At 67.4% G+C, this 2,523-nt stretch carries 3 protein-coding genes; 2 read left to right on the top strand and 1 reads right to left on the bottom strand.

Annotated elements, in window-relative coordinates; translation table 11 throughout:
- Positions 1 to 117: 117 nt before the first annotated feature.
- Together WC597_RS17135 and WC597_RS17130 are read left to right on the top strand one after the other, a co-directional pair.
- Positions 118 to 1,023, top strand: coding sequence for a tyrosine-type recombinase/integrase (locus tag WC597_RS17135; protein WP_372695280.1), 906 nt, complete (start codon positions 118 to 120; stop codon positions 1,021 to 1,023).
- A gap of 6 nt (positions 1,024 to 1,029) precedes the next feature.
- Positions 1,030 to 2,223, top strand: a complete 1,194-nt coding sequence (locus WC597_RS17130; RefSeq protein WP_372695278.1) for an IS91 family transposase — start codon at positions 1,030 to 1,032, stop codon at positions 2,221 to 2,223.
- Between the two features lie 98 nt (positions 2,224 to 2,321).
- Here WC597_RS17130 and WC597_RS17125 read toward each other — a convergent pair.
- Positions 2,322 to 2,523: hypothetical protein (locus WC597_RS17125; RefSeq protein WP_372695276.1), on the bottom strand; the 202-nt coding region annotated here is incomplete at its 5' end.

The raw sequence follows: 2,523 nt of genomic DNA, 5'->3' as shown, positions 1-2,523 counted from the left end.
GCACGAAGCCGCTGCGCGGCAGTGGTGGTGGCGGTGAGGTAGCGCGCTTGCGCTGAGGTTTTGCCCTGCGGCAGCGGCGGCAGACGATGGAGTTCCTTCAACGAGAGGAACTTCATCATGGCGACTCTACCCACCGAACAGTCCGTTACGCCGCTGCGTCAGCGCATGCTCGACGACATGGCGATGCGCTCGATGCGGTCGCGTACCCAGCACGACTATGTCCGCCACGTCCGTGCCTTTGCGGCGTTCCTGCGACGCTCGCCGGAGACCGCGACCGCCGAGGACGTACGGCGCTTCCAGCTTCACCAGCGCGAGCACGGTGTCGGGGAGTCCGTCATCGGCGCCACCGTGTCAGCGCTGCGCTTCCTGTTCGGCGTGACGCTCGACCGGCCCGACCTGTCGCGCAAGCTGGTCCTGGCGTCACGTCCCCGCAAGCTGCCCAACGTGCTGAGCGTCGAGGAGGTAGCGCGGCTACTCGAGGCGGCACCGGGCATCAAGTACCGCGCGGCGCTGGGCGTCGCGTACGGCGCCGGATTGCGGGTGTCCGAGGTCGCGCACCTCAGAGCCGACGACATCGACAGCAAACGCATGCTGATCCGCATCGAGGAGGGCAAGGGGCGCAAGGACCGAAACGCGATGCTGTCGCCGCAGTTGCTCGAACTGCTGCGGCTTTGGTGGCGCGAGGGAAAACGTCGCAGCGTCCTGTTGCCCCATGGCTGGCTGTTTCCGGGGCGCAGCTACACCGATCCTATCTCGACGCGGCAACTCCACCGTGCCGTCTGTGAGGCGGCCGAAGCGGCGGGCATCCGCAAGCGGGTCAGCCCGCACACGCTGCGGCATAGTTTTGCGACGCACCTGCTCGAACAGGACGTCGACATCCGCGTCATCCAGGTCCTGCTCGGGCACAGCAAGCTCGAGACGACCGCGCTCTACACCAAGGTCGCCACGCGCACGATCCATGCGGTGACGGGGCCGCTCGACCGGTTGATGGCGCTGATGGAGGGCAAACCACCCCCCGGTTGACGCCGCGTGCGCGCCTCACTCGAGGTCGCCGACATCTTCCGCGCTGCCGGTCCTGCGTACCGGACCGCCCATGCCGGGCATCTTAGCCTCGACCAGCTCAAGGTCATGTCGGCTGTCGAACATTGCCGCACCGCTGCGCTCGGCGGTCACACCGAGGGATGCACCGACTGCGGGCACTGGCGGGTGGCCTATAACAGCTGTCGCAACCGGCACTGCCCGCGGTGCCAGGGTGCGGCCGCGCGAACATGGCTTGCCGAGCGCGAGGCCGACCTGCTGCCGGTCGGCTATTTCCACGTCGTCTTCACGCTGCCGGCCGAGGTCGCCGACATCGCCTACCAGAACAAAGCTGCGGTCTACGGCCTGCTGTTCCAGGCAGCGTCCGAGACGATGACGACCATCGCCGCTGACCCGAAGCATCTCGGCGCCCGCATCGGCATCACCGCAGTCCTTCACACCTGGGGGTCGGCGATGACCCACCACCCGCACATCCACATGATCGTGCCGGGCGGCGGGCTGTCCCCGGACGGCAACCGCTGGGTCTCGTCACGCCCGGCGTTCCTGCTGCCGGTGCGCGTACTCGGCAAGCTGTTCCGCCGCCTGTTCCTGACCCGGCTGATGGCGCTGTACGACGCGGGACGGCTCGGCTTCTTCGGCAGTCTTGCGGCACTCGCCGACCGCCGCGTCTTCCTGCGACACCTGTCCCCGGTCCGGAAAAAGAACTGGGTCGTCTATGCTAAACCGCCGTTCGCGGGACCGCAGGCGGTGCTCGCCTATCTGTCGCGCTACACCCACCGCGTGGCGATCTCGAACAGCCGCCTCGTCCGCTTCGACGAGACCGGAGTGACATTGCGCTACAAGAATTATCGCAACGATGTCGCCGACCGGCAGCAGGTGATGACGCTGGCCGCTGACGAGTTCATCCGCCGTTTCCTGATCCACGTTCTCCCGAAGGGCTTCCACCGCATCCGTCATTACGGCCTGCTCGCTGGCGCCACCCGCAAGGCTCACCTCGAACACGCCCGCCAACTGCTCGGTGTCGCCCCGCCCGTGCCGGCTGCCCCGCCGGTCGAACACGAGGACGCCCGCCCGCCATGCCCATGCTGCGGAGGACGCATGGTCGTCATCGAAACCTTCGAACGATGGCGCCAGCCCCGCGCACCGCCGGATGACACCAACCCGACCGGGACCACTGCCCCATGACCCGGCATGGCTCGCCTTCATCCCGCCGCGCGACCTGTGCGCTTCCGGCCATGATGACGCTCGCGTTGACGATGCCGCTCCGCGTGCCGACCCACACCTCACGCCTTCGTCAAAGCCATAAGCCAAGCCAAACCCAGCGCCAGACGACATCCTCCCAGCCCACAGATGCCCGCCCGGGCGGCTGTTGCCCGCGCCTCAAACCAGGGCGAAAACCGAAAACCCCATAGGCCAGCATCCGCGGCCCGCGGCTTCCTGCTTTGGAGGATATCGTACACCTGCCGGTGCCCGATTTCCTTCACA

This window comes from Brevundimonas sp., assembly GCF_041648115.1.
In the GTDB taxonomy this organism is placed as follows: domain Bacteria; phylum Pseudomonadota; class Alphaproteobacteria; order Caulobacterales; family Caulobacteraceae; genus Brevundimonas.
The sequence above is the reverse complement of the archived record's forward strand: the minus strand, read 5'-3'. Positions and strand labels throughout refer to the sequence as shown.